General features: G+C 69.8%; 12 protein-coding genes, 1 tRNA gene and 1 pseudogene. 6 read left to right on the plus strand and 8 right to left on the minus strand.

The window, feature by feature from the left end:
* Nucleotides 1–3 precede the first annotated feature (3 nt).
* The 3 genes from dnaJ to dnaK form a co-directional block, all read right to left on the minus strand.
* Nucleotides 4–1,155, minus strand: a complete 1,152-nt coding sequence (dnaJ, locus tag ABT014_RS23795) for a molecular chaperone DnaJ (RefSeq protein WP_350641062.1) — start codon at nt 1,153–1,155, stop codon at nt 4–6.
* Nucleotides 1,156–1,245: 90 nt separating this feature from the next.
* Entirely contained in the window at nt 1,246–1,851 is a 606-nt protein-coding gene (gene grpE / locus ABT014_RS23800; RefSeq protein ID WP_350641063.1) for a nucleotide exchange factor GrpE, read from the minus strand.
* Entirely contained in the window at nt 1,848–3,692 is a 1,845-nt protein-coding gene (dnaK, locus tag ABT014_RS23805; protein ID WP_350641064.1) for a molecular chaperone DnaK, read from the minus strand. The genes grpE and dnaK overlap by 4 nt, the downstream gene beginning before the upstream one ends.
* Before the next feature lie 337 nt (nt 3,693–4,029).
* On the opposite strand from dnaK, the gene ABT014_RS23810 reads away from it, so the two are divergent.
* The 4 genes and pseudogenes from ABT014_RS23810 (at nt 4,030) to ABT014_RS23825 (ending at nt 10,169) form a co-directional block, all read left to right on the plus strand.
* Nucleotides 4,030–6,246: a (Fe-S)-binding protein gene (locus ABT014_RS23810; protein WP_350641065.1), complete on the plus strand. Its 2,217-nt coding sequence runs from the start codon at nt 4,030–4,032 to the stop codon at nt 6,244–6,246.
* A 665-nt stretch (nt 6,247–6,911) separates the two neighbouring features.
* A pseudogene (gene manB, locus ABT014_RS23815) lies at nt 6,912–7,985 on the plus strand (mannose-1-phosphate guanylyltransferase); the annotation flags it as partial.
* 239 nt (nt 7,986–8,224) lie between these two features.
* Complete coding sequence (locus ABT014_RS23820; protein ID WP_350641066.1) at nt 8,225–9,151, plus strand: Yip1 family protein; 927 nt, start codon at nt 8,225–8,227, stop codon at nt 9,149–9,151.
* A 109-nt stretch (nt 9,152–9,260) separates the two neighbouring features.
* Nucleotides 9,261–10,169 (plus strand): alanyl-tRNA editing protein, encoded by a 909-nt coding sequence (locus ABT014_RS23825; RefSeq protein ID WP_350641067.1) that lies wholly within the window; start codon nt 9,261–9,263, stop codon nt 10,167–10,169.
* 84 nt (nt 10,170–10,253) lie between these two features.
* Here ABT014_RS23825 and dcd read toward each other — a convergent pair whose 3' ends face one another.
* A complete protein-coding gene (gene dcd, locus ABT014_RS23830; protein ID WP_350641068.1) occupies nt 10,254–10,829 on the minus strand; it encodes a dCTP deaminase in 576 nt (191 codons plus the stop codon).
* Between the two features lie 72 nt (nt 10,830–10,901).
* On the minus strand, nt 10,902–11,123 hold the full coding sequence (locus tag ABT014_RS23835; protein ID WP_350641178.1) for a hypothetical protein: 222 nt from the start codon (nt 11,121–11,123) through the stop codon (nt 10,902–10,904).
* Between the two features lie 238 nt (nt 11,124–11,361).
* On the opposite strand from ABT014_RS23835, the gene ABT014_RS23840 reads away from it, so the two are divergent.
* A tRNA-Gly gene (locus tag ABT014_RS23840) sits at nt 11,362–11,432 on the plus strand.
* 654 nt (nt 11,433–12,086) lie between these two features.
* Here ABT014_RS23840 and ABT014_RS23845 read toward each other — a convergent pair.
* From ABT014_RS23845 to ABT014_RS23855, 3 genes are read right to left on the minus strand one after another with little or no spacing between them, the layout of a single operon-like run.
* Nucleotides 12,087–12,485 carry a type II CBASS E2 protein gene (locus tag ABT014_RS23845; RefSeq protein ID WP_350641069.1) on the minus strand — a complete coding sequence of 133 codons (399 nt, stop codon included), beginning with the start codon at nt 12,483–12,485 and terminating at the stop codon, nt 12,087–12,089.
* Between the two features lie 13 nt (nt 12,486–12,498).
* The gene (locus ABT014_RS23850) at nt 12,499–13,617 is read right to left on the minus strand and encodes a nucleotidyltransferase domain-containing protein (protein WP_350641070.1); all 1,119 of its coding nucleotides are present in this window, start codon (nt 13,615–13,617) and stop codon (nt 12,499–12,501) included.
* Nucleotides 13,618–13,636: 19 nt separating this feature from the next.
* Nucleotides 13,637–14,626, minus strand: coding sequence for a CBASS cGAMP-activated phospholipase (locus ABT014_RS23855; protein ID WP_350641071.1), 990 nt, complete (start codon nt 14,624–14,626; stop codon nt 13,637–13,639).
* A gap of 164 nt (nt 14,627–14,790) precedes the next feature.
* Here ABT014_RS23855 and ABT014_RS23860 point away from each other — a divergent pair, with 164 nt between their 5' ends.
* Nucleotides 14,791–15,816, plus strand: a complete 1,026-nt coding sequence (locus tag ABT014_RS23860) for an ImmA/IrrE family metallo-endopeptidase (RefSeq protein WP_350641072.1) — start codon at nt 14,791–14,793, stop codon at nt 15,814–15,816.
* Nucleotides 15,817–15,933 lie beyond the last annotated feature (117 nt).

Raw genomic sequence — 15,933 nt, forward strand, 5'->3', positions numbered from 1 at the left:
TGCTCACGCTCCCTCCGCCGCCCGGAACAGGGCGGCCCGCGGGTCGTCGGAGGCGGTGGCCTCGCGGTACTGCTCCAGTGCGGTCAGCGCGTCGCCGGTGACGAGCTTGGGGACCACGACCTCCACGGTGACCAGGAGGTCGCCGCGGGTGCCGTCCTTGCGGGTGGCGCCCTTGCCACGGGCCCGCAGGGTGAGGCCGTTGGCGCTGCCGGCGGGCAGCTTGAGCTTCACCGACGGGCCGTTGAGTGTCGGAACCTCGATGGTGCCGCCCAACGCCGCTTCGGGGAAGGAGACCGGCACGGTGACCGTCAGATTGTCGCCCTTGCGCCCGAACACCGGGTGCGCGTCGACGTGCACGGTGACGTAGAGGTCACCGGGCTGGCCGCCGCGCTCGCCCTGGGCGCCCTTGCCCTTGAGCCGGATCCGCTGCCCGTCCTGGACCCCGGCCGGGATCCGGACCTGCATGGTGCGGGCCGAACTGGCCCGGCCGCTGCCGTGGCAGACGGTGCACGGGTCGTCCACGATCATGCCCCGGCCCTTGCAGTCCCGGCAGGGCTCGGAGAGCGCGAAGGCGCCCTGGCCCCGGCTGACCGTGCCGGCGCCGACGCAGGTCGGGCAGACCCGGGGCGTGGTGCCGGCCTTGGCGCCGGTGCCGCTGCACGCCCGGCAGGCGGCCTGGCTGGTCATCCGCAGCGGGACGGTGGCGCCGTCGACGGCCTCGTCGAAGCCGAGGGTCACCTCGGTCTCCACGTCGGCGCCCCGGCGCGGCTGCGGCTGGCGGCCGCCGCGGTTGAACAGGCCGCCGAACACGTCGCCCAGCCCGCCGCCGGCGCCGGCCTGGCCGGCGCCGCCGAACAGGTCACCGAAGTCGAAGTTGTGGCTGCCGTTGCCGCCCGGGCCGGGGCGGAAGCCGCCCGATCCGAACAGCGAGCGGGCCTCGTCGTACTCCTTGCGGCGCTTGTCGTCCGAGAGGACGTCGTACGCCTCGGAGATGTCCTTGAAGCGGTCCTCCGCCTTGGTGTCGCCCTTGTTGGCGTCCGGGTGGAACTCCCGGGCGAGCTTGCGGTAGGTCTTCTTGATCTCCGCGGAGGTGGCGTCCTTGGGCACGCCGAGGACCTTGTAGTAGTCCTTCTCCACGTAGTCCTTGGTGCTCATGGCTGCCGCCACCTCCCGAAGTCAGTCCATACGGCGCTGCGGAGCCGTCCGTCGTACTCGACGACGTACGACTCCGCAGCGCACAGATTGTCAGTTGTCGGCCGCACCGTCAGCCTTGTCGGACTCCGACTTCTCGGAATCCGGCGAAGCCGTGGTCTGCGTCCCCGGCTGGGGCTCGGCCACCGCGACCATCGCCGGGCGGATGATCCGCTCGCCGATCCGGTACCCCGGCTGGAGGATCTGGACGCAGGTGTCCTCGGTCACGTCCGAGGAGTAGCTGTGCATCAGCGCCTCGTGCAGGGTCGGGTCGAAGGTCTCGCCCTCCTTGCCGAACTGCTGCAGGCCCAGCTTGGCGACCACCGTCTCCAGGTTGTCGGAGACGGACTTGAAGCCACCGGTGACCTCGCCGTGCTCGCGGGCCCGGCCGATGTCGTCCAGCACCGGGATCAGCGCCTCCAGGATGTTGGAGACGGCGATCTCACGGACCGTCAGCCGGTCGCGCTCGACCCGCTTGCGGTAGTTCTGGTACTCGGCCTGAAGGCGCTGCAGATCGGCGGTGCGCTCGGCCAGCTCGCGCTTGGCCGTCGCGACCTCCTCGGTGGCGCCGCCCGCGGCGGCCTCCTCCGCGGCCTTCAGCACTGCCTCCTCGGCGGCGGAGTCGTCGCCGGGCTGCTCGCCCTGCGGCTTCTCCGTCATGCCGCACCGCCCTTGGGCTTCTCGTCGTCGATGATCTCGGCGTCGACCACGTCGTCCTCGGCCTTGGCGGCGCCCTCGGCGTCACCGGCTGCGGCGCCGCCCGCGGCGTCGGCGTTCGCGTAGAGCGCGGCGCCGAGCTTCTGGGCGGTGGTGGAGACCTTCTCGGTGGCCTCGCGGATCGCGGTGATGTCCTCGCCCTTGAGGGCTTCCTTGAGCTCGCCGATCGCGGTCTCGACCTCGGTCTTGACGTCGGCCGGGAGCTTGTCGGTGTTGTCCGCGATGAACTTCTCGGTCGAGTAGACCAGCTGCTCGCCCTGGTTGCGGGTCTCCACGGCCTCGCGGCGCTTGTGGTCCTCCTCCGCGTACTGCTCGGCCTCGCGCATCATCCGCTCGATGTCGTCCTTCGGCAGCGCGGAGCCGCCGGTGACGGTCATCTTCTGCTCCTTGCCGGTGCCGAGGTCCTTCGCGGCCACGTGCATGATGCCGTTGGCGTCGATGTCGAAGGTGACCTCGATCTGGGGCAGGCCGCGCGGCGCCGGCGGCAGGCCGGTCAGCTCGAACATGCCGAGCTTCTTGTTGTACGCCGCGATCTCGCGCTCGCCCTGGTAGACCTGGATCTGCACGGACGGCTGGTTGTCCTCGGCCGTGGTGAAGATCTCCGAGCGCTTGGTCGGGATCGTGGTGTTGCGCTCGATCAGCTTGGTCATGATGCCGCCCTTGGTCTCGATGCCCAGGGACAGCGGGGTGACGTCGAGCAGCAGGACGTCCTTGACCTCGCCCTTGAGGACACCGGCCTGCAGGGACGCGCCGATCGCGACGACCTCGTCGGGGTTGACGCCCTTGTTGGCGTCCTTGCCGCCGGTGAGCTCGCGGACCAGCTCGGCGACGGCGGGCATCCGGGTGGAGCCGCCGACCAGGACCACGTGGTCGATCTCGGACAGCTGGATGCCGGCGTCCTTGATGACGTTGTGGAACGGGTGCTTGCAGCGCTCCAGCAGGTCGGCCGTCAGCTGCTGGAACTGGGCCCGGGTGAGCTTCTCGTCCAGGTGCAGCGGGCCCTCGGCGGAGGCCGTGATGTAGGGCAGGTTGATCGAGGTCTCGGAGGACGAGGACAGCTCGATCTTGGCCTTCTCGGCGGCCTCGCGCAGGCGCTGGAGGGCCATCTTGTCCTTCGACAGGTCGACGCCGTGGCCGGCCTGGAAGACCTTCACCAGGTGGTCGACGACCTTCTGGTCCCAGTCGTCACCACCGAGGTGGTTGTCACCGTTGGTGGCCTTCACCTCGACGACGCCGTCGCCGATCTCCAGCAGCGACACGTCGAAGGTGCCACCACCGAGGTCGAACACCAGGATGGTCTGGTCGTCCTTGTCGAGGCCGTAGGCCAGCGCGGCCGCGGTCGGCTCGTTGACGATGCGCAGGACGTTGAGGCCCGCGATCTCACCGGCCTCCTTGGTGGCCTGGCGCTCCGAGTCGGAGAAGTACGCCGGGACGGTGATCACCGCGTCGGTGACCGTCTCGCCCAGGTAGGCCTCGGCGTCCCGCTTGAGCTTCTGCAGGATGAAGGCGCTGATCTGCTGGGGGTTGAAGTCCTTGCCGTCCAGGTTGATCTTCCAACCGGTGCCCATGTGGCGCTTCACCGACCGGATGGTGCGGTCCACGTTGGTGACCGCCTGGCGCTTGGCGACCTCGCCGACCAGAACTTCGCCGTTCTTGGCGAAGGCGACGACGGACGGCGTGGTCCGAGCGCCCTCGGCGTTGGTGATGACCGTGGGCTCACCGCCCTCAAGAACGCTGACGACAGAGTTCGTCGTACCGAGGTCGATGCCGACCGCGCGTGCCATCGTAAATACCTCCACGGGAGAAGTTGAGCTGTACGGACTCAAGGATGCCCGATCGCGGGCGAAGCGTCAACAGCTATGAGTCCGCGGCACTCAACTTTACTGAGCGCTTATCTCTCCGCCGCCGCTCGGCGGGTCGCCGGCGGGTTGCTGCGCCGCGCGGGTGAGTCTGGCCTTAGTGACTGCCGCCATACCTTGAGTGGCTTATGGATCAGTGGTAAGGAGCGGTAGTGTCCGGCCCGTTGGGCCAGTAAGTTACCCATCAGTACAATCGGGGTGACCTCTTTACCCGTCCCCCGTACCGCCGTGTGGGACACCAGCCGCTGGAGACGGAGAGCCGATGCAGCTAGCAGCGATCGTCATCTCGCTGGTCACGACTGTGATCGGCACCGCGCTCGCCGCCCGGGCGGCCGCGTACATCTACCAGGTGGTGAAGACCGGCGCGCCGGACTCCACCCGGACCGGGCAGCCCGTGCAGCGGGTGAAGACCGTCGCGGTCGAGTTCCTCGGCCACACCAGGATGAACCGCTGGGGCATCGTCGGCATCGCGCACTGGTTCGTCGCGGTCGGCTTCTTCACCCTGGTCACCACCCTGGTCACCGCCTTCGGCCAGCTCTTCGACGCCGAGTGGGTGCTGCCGATCATCGGCCACTGGCTGCCGTTCGAGATCTTCACCGAGCTGGTCGGCACCCTGACCACCCTGGGCATCGCCACGCTGATGGTGATCCGGCTGCTCAGCCTGCCCGGCCGGGCCGGCCGCAAGTCCCGGTTCGCCGGCTCGATCGCCTGGCAGGCCTTCTACGTCGAGTACACGATCCTCGGCATCGGCCTGTGCATCATGATCCTGCGCGGCCTGGAGGGCGCCCTCGCCGGCGTCGACTCCTACGAGGCGGCCTACCTGGTCAGCTACCCGCTGGTGCTGGCCTTCAAGGGCCTGGCGCACGGCGCCCTCGAGAACCTGATCTACCTGTTCGCGATGCTGAAGATCTGCATCTCCTTCGCGTGGGCGATCACCATCGGCATCAACCCGTCGATGGGCGTGGCCTGGCACCGCTTCCTCGCCTTCTTCAACATCTACTTCAAGCGCGAGGAGGACGGCGGCGTCGCGCTCGGCGCGCTGCGGCCGATGACCAGCGGCGGCGCCCCGATCGACTTCGAGGACCCGGCCGAGGACGCCGTGTTCGGCGTCTCCCAGGTCGAGCACTTCGCCTGGAAGGGCATCCTCGACTTCTCCACCTGCACCGAGTGCGGCCGCTGCCAGTCGCAGTGCCCGGCCTGGAACACCGGCAAGCCGCTCTCGCCCAAGCTGCTGATCATGAGCCTGCGCGAGCACGCCTTCGCCAAGGCGCCGTACCTGCTGGCCGGCGGCGGCAAGGACATGGAGGGCACCGAGCAGGCCACGCCCGAGCAGCTGGCCGGCGTCCCGGCCGCGGCACTGGCCGAGGCCGAGCGTCCGCTGATCGGCACCGCCGAGGAGAACGGGGTCATCGACCCCGACGTGCTGTGGTCCTGCACCACCTGCGGCGCCTGCGTCGAGCAGTGCCCGGTGGACATCGAGCACATCGACCACATCGTCGACATGCGCCGCTACCAGGTCATGATCGAGAGCTCCTTCCCGACCGAGGCCGGGACGATGCTCAAGAACCTGGAGAACAAGGGCAACCCGTGGGGCATGGCCACCAAGGCCCGCCTGGACTGGGTCAAGGAGCTCAAGAAGGAGACCGGCATCGAGGTGCCGGTGATCGGCGAGGACATCGACCCCGCCGAGGTCGAGTACCTCTACTGGGTCGGCTGCGCCGGCGCGCTGGAGGACCGGGCCAAGAAGACCACCAAGGCCTTCGCCGAGCTGCTGCACACCGCCGGGGTGCAGTTCGCGATCCTCGGCAAGGAGGAGTCCTGCACCGGTGACTCCGCCCGCCGCCTGGGCAACGAGTTCCTGTTCCAGATGCTCGGCGCGCAGAACGTCGAGACCCTGAACGCCGCGCTGGAGGACGCCCCGGTCAAGCGGATCGTGGCCACCTGCCCGCACTGCTTCAACACCATCGCCAACGAGTACCCGCAGCTGGGCGGCCACTTCAAGGTCATCCACCACACCCAGCTGCTGCAGCACCTGATCGACGAGGGCAAGCTGATCCCGGTCAACCCGGTCGAGGGCCTGATCACCTACCACGACCCCTGCTACCTGGGCCGGCACAACAAGGTCTACAGCCCGCCGCGCGAGATCATGGACAAGGTCCCCGGTCTGCGCCAGCAGGAGATGCACCGCCACAAGGAGCGCGGCTTCTGCTGCGGCGCCGGCGGCGCACGGATGTGGATGGAGGAGCGGATCGGCAAGCGGATCAACAACGAGCGGGTCGACGAGGCGCTGTCGCTCAACCCCGACATCGTCTCCACCGCCTGCCCGTTCTGCCTGGTGATGCTCTCGGACTCGGTCAACGGCAAGAAGAACGAGGGCGCGGCCAAGGAGCACCTGAAGGTCGTCGACGTCGCGCAGCTGCTGCTCGACTCGGTGAAGGCCCAGCCCGCCGAGGTCGAACCGGAGCCGGTCGAGGCCTGATCCGGCCCCCGGCGGTCACGGGCACCGATCCCCGCCCCGTTCCGCAGCGGTCCGAGTCCCGGTCCGCTCACCGCGGCCCCGTTCGCCCTCACCGGCAGCGGGGCCGCGGTGTGCGTGCACCGCCGCCCGCCCGCCCCACGTTCGTCCCCGGACCCGCGGCCGACCGTCCCAAAGGCCTCCCGATCGCACTTCGATACCCGCCGGCGCGTCTTTCACGGGGTTTTCGTTCCACCGCCCGCGCAAATGCGCCCCGGTGCGCGAGGCGGGGGGTCGGAGTTGTCATTGCCGCGCGGCCGAATCGATGCCCGGCACCCCGCCGACTGCGCTGACATCGGCCGATCGGGCCCGGCGCGCTGCGCCGATCTTCGCCATTTCCCCGCGCCACCACCGTGCTCCGGCCATAACTCGACGCCGCCGGAGCGGCCGGCAATTGCCACCGCGGCACCCGCCCGCCGGCCACCGGAATCCGGCGCGGGACCATTGGTTGGCAGCGCCTATCATGGGCGCATATCTCGGCCGCCGATCGGACGTGGCGCCGTACCGGAGCACGTCGACCCGATGCGTCGACGCCGGCGACGGTGGCACCGCAGATCGGCCGGCCCGGCGGCGGTGACCGACCGCCCCGGTGCCGGGGAGCCAGTTCCACCTAGGGGAGTACTTCGCTGATGACCGAAGCGATCATGCTGGTTGGCGGTAAGGGCACCAGGCTGCGCCCGTTGACGACCCACACCCCCAAGCCGATGCTGCCGGTGGCGGGCGTCCCGTTCATCGCCCACCAGCTGGCCCGGGCGGCCGCGGCCGGCGTCACCCGGGTGGTGCTCGCCACCTCCTACCTCGCCGAGGTCTTCGAGGAGCACTTCAAGGACGGCAGCCCGTACGGCATCGAGCTGGTCTACCTCACCGAGAAGGAGCCGCTCGGCACCGGCGGCGCGATCCGCAACGCGGCCTCGGGCCTGACCTGCGGCCCCGACGAGCCGGTGCTGGTCTTCAACGGCGACATCCTCTCCGGCGTCGACATCGCCGCGCTGCGTGACGGCCACCTGGCCGCCGGCGCGGACGTCACCCTGCACCTGACCCGGGTGGCCGACCCGCGCGCCTTCGGCCTGGTCCCCACCGACGCCTCCGGCCGGGTGCTGGAGTTCCTGGAGAAGCCGGAGACCCCGGAGCAGATCGTCACCGACCAGATCAACGCCGGCTGCTACGTCTTCACCCGTTCGGTCATCGACCGCATCCCGGCCGGCCGGGAGGTCTCCGTCGAGCGCGAGACCTTCCCCGAGCTGCTCGCCACCGGCGCCCTGCTGCGCGGCGTGGTCGACACCTCCTACTGGCTCGACCTCGGCACCCCCGCGGCGTTCGTCCGCGGCTCCGCCGACCTGGTGCTCGGCAAGGTCGACTCCCCGGCCGTCCCCGGTCCGACCGGCGAGGCCCTGCTGCTGCCGGGCGCGGAGGCCGACCTCGGCGCGGTGCTCAGCTCCGGGACCGTGGTCGCCGAGGGCGCGAGCGTCGCGGCGGGCGCCATCATCGAGGGCAGCGTCATCCTGACCGGTGCGGTGATCGGACCGGACGCCTACGTCAAGGACTCCATCGTCGGCGCGTACGCCACCGTCGGCGCCCGGACCTCGCTGGACGGCGCCGTGATCGGCGACGGGGCGATCGTGGAGGCCGACAACGAGCTGCCCAGCGGTCTGCGGGTGGCCTGCGGCACGCTGCTGCCGGTCGGCGCGGTCCGGCTGACCGCGGGCCCCGGCGGCTGCCCGGCGGGCGAGGTGCCGGCCGCCGTGGTGCACGGCGCCGGGCCGGCCAGGTCCGCGGTGGCCGGGCGGTAGCGCCCGTCGCGCCGGGCGGGGTCGGGCGGGTCGGTCGGCGTCCGGTCCGCCGGTAAGGGGCGCCGGGCCCGGTCGTCACAGGACGGACCCAATCCTTCGACGGCTCCATGATCACCCGACGGGCGGTCAGCGCGAGCGGGTACCGTCGATCCGTGGCTGGTAATCGATACGACAGCGGGCAGGGCGGCGACCCCCGACAGGGTTGGCCCGCGCCCGGCTCCCCGGCGTCCCCGCAGCACGGCGGCAGCACCGGGCAGCCGGAGTACTTCACCGCGCCCCACGAGGGCTACCCGCAGGCCTACGCCTCCGCCGACGGCCACCCGGCCGGCCCGGCGGACCCGTTCGCCGCCGACCGGCCCGGACACACCCGGGCCTTCGCGGTCGGGGACGAGCCGTACGGCGCCCACGACCCGTACGGCGACCCCGGTGCGCCGGGCGGCCCCGACACGTACGGGCAGCAGGCGGACGGCTACCCCGGGCAGGACAACGTCGCGGTGTACCGGGCCGGCGGCCGGAGCACCCCGCGGGTGTCCGGGCCCCGGCTGCCGTGGCGGCCGCTGCTCACCGGGATCTACCGCGAGCCCTCCCGCACCTTCACCCGGATGCGCGACCACCAGGTCTGGCTGCCCGCGCTCTGCGTCTCGCTGGTCTACGGCGTGCTCGCGGTGCTGGGGATGGGCTCCACCCACGACGAGGTGGTCAACTCGACCTTCTCGGTCGCGGTGTGGGCCATCGCCGGGGCGGCGATCGGCTTCACCCTGGCCGGGGCGATGCTCGGCGCGGTCACCTACGCGCTCGCCCGGCAGTTCGGCGGGGACGGGCCCTGGCAGTCCACGGTCGGACTCGCCGTGCTGATCGGCTGGACCAGCGACGTGCCGCGGCTGCTGCTCGCGCTGTTCCTGCCCGGCGACAACCTGGTGGTCCAGGTCGTCGGCTGGGCCACCTGGATGCTCTGTGCGGTGCTGCTGACCACCATGGTGCGCCGGGTGCACGACCTGCCGTGGGGCAAGGCGGCGGGGGCGGCCGCGCTGCAGCTGCTGGCGCTGCTGGTGCTGATCAAGCTTCCGACGCTGGGCTGACCGCCCGGTGGCCCGGCCGCCTGTGGTCGGCCGCCGTGGAGGGGTCCCGCCGCCGGGCGGGTACTAGGCTGTTGGCTTTGCCCGCTTCCGTCCCGACCGGAGCCACCGAATGACCCTCCCCACCACTCTCGTCAGCTTCCCGGCCGGTACGGTGCACGGCGAAGCGGCGATCCTCGCCGTGCACCGGCTCGCCGACGGCCGGCCTGCGGTGATCACCGCGGAAACCCCGTTCCACCCGCTCGACCACACCTGGCCCGACCAGCCCGCCGACCACGGCACGCTGACCCTCGACGGCGTCGAGCACCCGGTGGTGGACTGTCTGACCGGCGCGCTCGGCCCGGACGGCGGCGAGGTGCTGGTCGGCGCCGACATCCCGGTGCGCCGCGGCGACGAGGAGTGGTCCTGGCTGGTGCTGCACGTGCTGCCGCTGTCCTCCGCCGCGACGCTCGGCGACGACGACGCGGTCGCCCGGACCGCCGGGCTCCAGGTCGACGCCGGGCGCCGCGGCCTGCTCTCCGCCGCCCACAGCGGCTGCCACCTGCTCGCCCTCGCCCTCAACGAGGCGCTCGCCCCCCGCTGGCGCAAGGACCCGGGGCGCTCCGACGCCTTCGGCAACCCCGACTTCGACAGCCTGGCGATGGCGAGCTCGGTGATGGACACCGAGGCGTCCACCGACACCTACCGGCTCGGCAAGTCGCTGCGCAAGAAGGGCTTCACCGCCGAGGCCACCGAGGACTTCCCGGCCCTCGCCGAGGCCCTGCCGGCCGTCGCCGAGGCCGTCAACCAGCGGCTCGCCGCCTGGGTGGCCGCGGACGCCCCCGTACGGATCGAGGTCCCGGGGCCCGAGCTCACCGCCCGCCGCCGCTGGCAGTGCGAACTCCCGGCCGGCCCCGCGGAGATCTTCTGCGGCGGCACCCACCTGCACCACCTCGGCGAACTGGCCGAGCTGCGGACCGAGTTGACCCTCTCCGAGGACGGCAGCGAGCTGGTCGCGGTGACCCGCCCGAAGCGCGCCTGACTGCGCTCGCGCAGACGGAAGGGGCGGCCGAACCCGTCGGCCGCCCCTTCGTCGTACTCCGCGTGCCGCGCCCGGGTGCTGCGGTCAGATCTCGGTGCGGTGGAAGTTCAGGTGCGAGCGCGAGGCCGTCGGGCCGCGCTGGCCCTGGTAGCGCGAGCCGTACCGCTCCGAGCCGTACGGGAACTCGGCGGGGGAGGACAGCCGGAACAGGCACAGCTGCCCGATCTTCATCCCCGGGTAGAGCTTGATCGGCAGCGTCGCGACGTTCGAGAGCTCCAGGGTCACGTGCCCGTTGAAGCCCGGGTCGATGAAGCCGGCGGTGGAGTGGGTCAGCAGGCCCAGTCGGCCGAGGCTCGACTTGCCCTCCAGCCGCGACGCCACGTCGTCCGGCAGCGTGAGCCGCTCGTAGGTGGCCGCCAGCACGAACTCGCCCGGGTGCAGGATGAACGCCTCGTCGCCCTCCGGCTCGACCAGCCGGGTGAGGTCCGGCTGCTCCTCGGAGGGGTCGATGTGCGGGTAGCGGTGGTTCTCGAACACCCGGAAGTAGCGGTCGAGCCGGACGTCGATACTCGACGGCTGGACCATCGAGGGCTCGAACGGGTCGAGGACGACCCGACCCTTGTCGATCTCGGTACGAATGTCCTTGTCAGAGAGCAGCACGTCACCGAGGTTACGTGCACCTGGGCGCGCCCGCCCAATCGCACCCGGCCGGGTCCCTTCGGGCTCGCGGCCTCAGGCCAGGAACTCGGCCGCCTCCAGCCGCAGCGCCCGGGCCAGCTCCGGAGCGGACAGCGCACCCGGGTCGGCCGGCACCGAACTGCGCAGGCGGCCGCACCGGGGGCACCGGATCAGCCGGCCGGGGCCGAGCCGGCCGGCGCCGAGGTTCTGCATCGGGAACGAGGTGGTGCTGAACAGATGCCCTTCGGCACAACGAACGACGGTGCGCTGATCCATCGGTCCCCTTCCCATGGCTACCCAGGGCTCCCCGTACACCGGCCCCGACGACAGCAGCACATTAGGGGATGTTCCGGACACCACGCACCGCGGCTCGCCGCCCACCACCCGGACCAGCAGGGCCCGCATGCCATGCCTCGGCAACGGCCCGGCGGCGCGTTCACACCGGGCGCCCGGGCGGCTCCGCGGATGGGGTACAGTAGTGATCGATCGAGCGGTCACTGACGGCTCATCACATGCGGGCGTAGTTTAATGGTAGAACATGAGCTTCCCAAGCTTATAGCGCGAGTTCGATTCTCGTCGCCCGCTCAGAGATAAAGCCCCAGGTCAACGGCCTGGGGCCTTCTGGTTGTCTGGACCAATTCGAGGCCGCCGTGCCAGATTCGTGCCAGATGGTCGCTGACGAAGCGTTAGTTTCGTGGGATTTCGGTCGCGATCCGTGTCCGCAAGGTTCGGCAGGCGGCAATAATCTCGAATTATAAGACCAAATGTCTGTGACCTGCATCACGTCTTTGGTGCCTTGGTTGGGTGACCCACGCGGTGGGTGACCGGCCGTCGATCATGGCGAGCTGTCCGCCCTACTTGTAGACGCTCGACAACTCCCGTACTCGGTGGGGCCGTCGAGGTGTCCGACGTCAGCCGGCCATGCCGAGGGCTTCAGCGAGGCGGGCGTCTTGATCAGGTGAGAGCCCGAGACAGGCCGCTCGCGGGCTGTAGCTGCCGCTGGAAGACAGGACCTGGCCAGCGCCGATAGTAGAGCCACCGCTGAGCGGGAGTCGACCCCTTCGAGGTACCAGGTCTCGCCGTCCCAAAAGGGTTGGTCGAGCAGGGCCTCGGCGAGGGGCACCCTGGCCTCTGTTGGGGGCGGCGAGGGCGCTCGCGATAGTCACGGAGGCGTCCGCCGGCAGGTCAGCATCGTCGAGGAGGTGTGGTCACCGGTTCTCGCCGCGCGGCGGCTGGTGATCACATCGGGTCCTCGGGCCGCTGGGTGGCCGGTGGCACGGCATGGTCGTGGCCGCTGCCAGCCCAACGTCCTGTGACCAGCCACAGTTCATAGTGCAGGAGCCATTCCGAAGTCCACGGCAGGATCGTGCGGACAAGGAGCATGCTCTCCTTCCACTCTCCGGGCAGGTGCAGGCACAGGTCACCACCGGGATAGACGTGCGGCAGAGCCGTGGCCCGCGGATGCAGCGTCAGCGGCGGATCGGTGATCGTCACACGCGGCCTGTGCCTGTGCCGGTAGGCGATCCGCGCCATGTAGCGCCTGCTCACGGGAGTGGGTTGCAGGGGGACCGTGCAGACGAGTTCGCCGCCGCGCACGGTTCCCTGCGCGGCGGGAAGGACCGCCTTGATCGCGGCCATCTGCAGCCCGAGGTTAATCGCGCGCGGAGGAGTGCTGGCCATAGAAGGTGTGGCTCGGCTTGCGGGGCCCGGCTGCGGTCGGGGACAGCCGCCCGGTCGCACCCATCCTGTTGTCGGTGGCTGCACCGATACTGGCGGCATAGCGCTTGTAGGAGTGGAGCACAGGGGCGCGATCGAAGGACTTGGCGAGGCGCTCGTAGACGGTGTCCAGCCCCTTGCCCTCCATGTGGGCGAGTTCGCTCATGGTCGTGTCGATATCGGTGAACCAGGCGTTGAACGCTTCCCGCCGCTCGGGGTACTCGTTCCACTTGTCGGTGAAGTTCTCCTCCTCGTGCGCCGGGTTGGCCACCCACCACTTGCCGTTGGTCTTCTTGATGAAGCGCGGCATGTTGTCCAAAACGCTGCGGACGGCCGTGAACAGATCCTCCTCGCCGTTGTAAGCGTGGCCGGCCAGCGTCGTGATGAGGATGGACGGCGGACGGTTGTCAGGGTCATTCGCGAACATGATCATGCAGTGCCACTTGAGGATCTGGACAACGCGCTGGAGCGGGCTGCGGACGTGCCAGATGGGGACGTCCGCGACGTTGGCGTGCCGCTTCTCCAGGATCCTGGTGGACAGTTCTGAGCGCCCCCGGAACCAGTCCGCGTATCCGATGGGGTTGCTGCGCTGCCATTCCCAGAGGTCCTTGTCCGTCAGACGGATACCGGTGGGCAGGTGTTCGTCGTCCGGGATGGCTGGAAGGACGTCAAGGTGGAACCCCGGGTACCCCAGGGTCCAGCAGCGGCGCCGGGCTTCGAGGCTTTCCGGGGCGTCGGTGTGACCCTGATCCTTCTTCCAGCGCCGATAGGCGACCAACTGCTCGCCGACCCGCTGCTTAAGCCGCTCCTGCGTCGTGCTCTCGTGGTGCAGCGGCAGCCGACAGACTAGGTCGATGTCGTACTCGCCGCCGGGGGTCCCGGGGCGGACCACGGTACCCAGGCGGAAGGAGCCCTGAGGATAGATCTGCCACCCGGGGCTGCCGTGCTCGGCGAGCCAGGTGCCGACCTCCTCGTAGCGCTCGACGGCGTCGCCGTACAGATCCGGAGAGATGTCGAGCACCTCCACGGCGCCGTCGAGCAGCATCGACAGCATTTGATCGAGTGAGTCCACGTTATTCCTCCCGAGCGGGGTAGAACGGAACGAACACCGGAGCGAGGTGGTCGCAGAAGGTGCGGTGGACGGCCGGCGAGGCGTCGCGGCTGACGTGGCCGGCCAGCCCGTAGAGGGTCTCGGTGTTGACCTTGTCCAGTGCGACGGCGCCGGTGGGCACCGTCGGATTAAGGCGGAGGACGTTGTCCTTCCCGACGAGGTGCCGCACCTGCTTAGCAGCGCTCTCGCTCTGCGCCCGCATGAGCACCTCCACGGCGTCGCTGGCCCAGGGCAGCAGACCGCCACGGTCGAGACGGCGGTGGCGGCGGCGGACGTCGATCGTGGTACCGAGGCTGAACACGCGGATCGCCTCGAGCGGAACGGAGAGCGGTCCCACTGCCTCTGTCAGCGCGACCATGGTCGGGTTGTTCGCCCACACCCCGCCGTCGATGAGCCGCGCTCCGTCCAACGGCATTCCCGGCAGATAGGTCGGCGCGGCGGAGGTGGCCAGCCCGACGTTCACGGCCTTCTCTCGCCAGTCGCGCTTCAGGGTGGGTAGATGCGGGGTCCGGAAGAGGTAGACGTCATCGGCTGCGATGTTGTACGAGGTGATCACCAGCCGCTTGGTGCTCTCCCCGAAGGTTCGCTCACCGAAGACCTCGGTGAGCGCCGACCGCAGCGGCCCGGAGCCGTACTTAGCCCGAAGCAGGTGCCGGAGGCCGCGCAACCGACTGCGGTCACGGAAGATCCGCGGGCCGTGCACGGTATAGAAGCTGAGGATCTCCCGGGGGGACAGCCCGAGACCGAGGCCCAGCGCGATGATCCCGCCCGTCGAGGTGCCCGCGATCAAGTCGAAGTGATCAGTGATCCGCACGCCGAGATCGTCCTCTAGGCGTGCGAGGACCGCCGCGGAGAACATGCCCCGAAAACCTCCGCCATCCAAGCTCAGAATCTGAAACCGCTCGGTCACCCTCTGTTGCCCCCGTGTCCTCACCCGCGCGGACCGGCCCATCCGGGGTCGGCCTCCACTATCGATTGTACTTAATATCACGGCATGGTTTTCCGCGCATCTTTCTATACTGAGGGTGCAACGCTTTCGCCCGGGGAGCCCACGAGGGCACCTACGGCCTCCACGATCCGCCAAGATGTGGGGAACAAGATCAACCAAGGGGAGAGATGAGTACGCAGGCGTTCGAACGGACACGCCTTCGCGCCGCCCGCGAGCTGGCCGGGCTGAGCCAGGCACAGCTGGCTCGCGAGGCTGGGCTCACACCTGCCGCGATCAGCCAGTTCGAGAGCGCTGCGGCGCGTCCGAGTCCGGAGACGATCGACGACTTGTGTCAGATCCTCGGGGTACCTCCAGGCTTCTTCCGTGAGTCGGCGGCCGAGAGCCATGAGGGCTTCTTCCGGTCGCTGCGCCGGACATCAGTGGTTGACCGCCGCCGCGCCCGAGCGATTGCTCTCGTCGCTCACGACCTCGCCGCCCGCGCGGCCACCGCAGGGCGCTTCGCTACAGCTGACCTGCCAACGATTCCCGTGAGCGGCCTGGATGCTGGTGCAGCTGAGATCGAGCGGGTCGCAGCCCAGGTCCGGTCACTCTGGGGCGTCCCCTCAGGCCCGGTTTCGGATGTCGTCGGGCTGCTGGAGGCGCACGGGGTCGCCGTGATCCGCCTTCCGCTCGGCACCGCAGACGTCGATGCCTTCTCCCTGCCCTTCCCTGACCATCCAGTCATCGTCCTGGGCACTGACAAGAACGACCGCGCCCGGTCCCGGTTCGACGGTGCGCACGAACTCGCCCATCTTGTCCTGCACGGCCAGCAGATCTGGGGCGTCAAGGAGGTTGAGACCCAGGCCCACCAATTCGCAGCGGCCTTCCTCATGCCTGCTGACGAGATCCGCGATCAGTTGCCGACCACGGTTGACTGGCCGGCCCTTTTCGAACTCAAGCGGCTCTGGCAGGTGTCCCTGGCCGCTCTGCTCATGCGTGCTCGGACCTTGGGTCGCATGAGTGAAACGACATACTTGACGGCCATCAAGGCGGCATCCGCCAGAGGGTGGCGTCGCGTCGAACCGGTCCCGCTGGGCCGACCGGAGCGGCCAGCGCGACTCCTGAACTACCTTGCCTCCCCCGATAGTGGCCCCGCCAGAGCCGTCCTGCCACCAGGGATTGTGCAGAGCATCGAGACGGCGTCGGCGGCATAGTCGCTGTCCGCCATATCGGCCCTTACGGACCTTGAATCGTGATGTCGTCGAGTGCCGAAGCCCCCGCGATTCAGCTGACCAGTCCTCCCGACCACACCGAAAGACCCCGGCCAGCGC

The organism is Kitasatospora sp. NPDC094015 (assembly GCF_040304075.1).
Taxonomy (GTDB): domain Bacteria; phylum Actinomycetota; class Actinomycetes; order Streptomycetales; family Streptomycetaceae; genus Kitasatospora.